General features: G+C 59.3%; 1 protein-coding gene. It reads left to right on the forward strand.

The annotated features are described in order from the left end of the window. Positions 1–118: 118 nt before the first annotated feature. On the forward strand, positions 119–442 hold a 324-nt coding region (locus EN969_RS35710), incomplete at its 3' end, for a hypothetical protein (RefSeq protein WP_206525394.1).

Genomic DNA, 442 nt, shown 5'->3' on the forward strand with positions numbered 1-442 from the left:
GTCTCAGGCTTGTCGGCAATACGATACAGATGACCGGGAACTCGTCCGTCAAGTCCGACTGCGCGGCGGCGCTTGGAAATCGCACAATGTATGCCGATCGGATGATCACTCTGGTGAAATGAGAGACAACCTGACGTGCGGCGGCGCCAGCGGTAGCGTTGAGAAAAATGGCGGTAACGCACGGCCGGATCGGTTTCGATGCGAGGCGCAATCCGGCCAGCCTGGGATAGGCAGCGCCATCGATCGCCTGGTGAAATTCCGCCCAGCATGCCACGCCGATCAGCGTTGTACCGGCCAGCGTCAGTCTGTCGCCCCCTCTTCGATTTTCGCCGCCCTGCCCGGCAAAAGCCATGATCGCTATTATCTCAGAGGCATGACCATAGCGAAAATCGAAACCCACCCGATCCCGAAGCTGAACAGGCGCATGGTGCTGACCCTGTCT

Origin of the sequence: Mesorhizobium sp. M7A.F.Ca.CA.003.01.2.1, assembly GCF_003998945.1 — a bacterium.
GTDB classification, from domain to species: Bacteria; Pseudomonadota; Alphaproteobacteria; order Rhizobiales; family Rhizobiaceae; genus Mesorhizobium; species Mesorhizobium ciceri.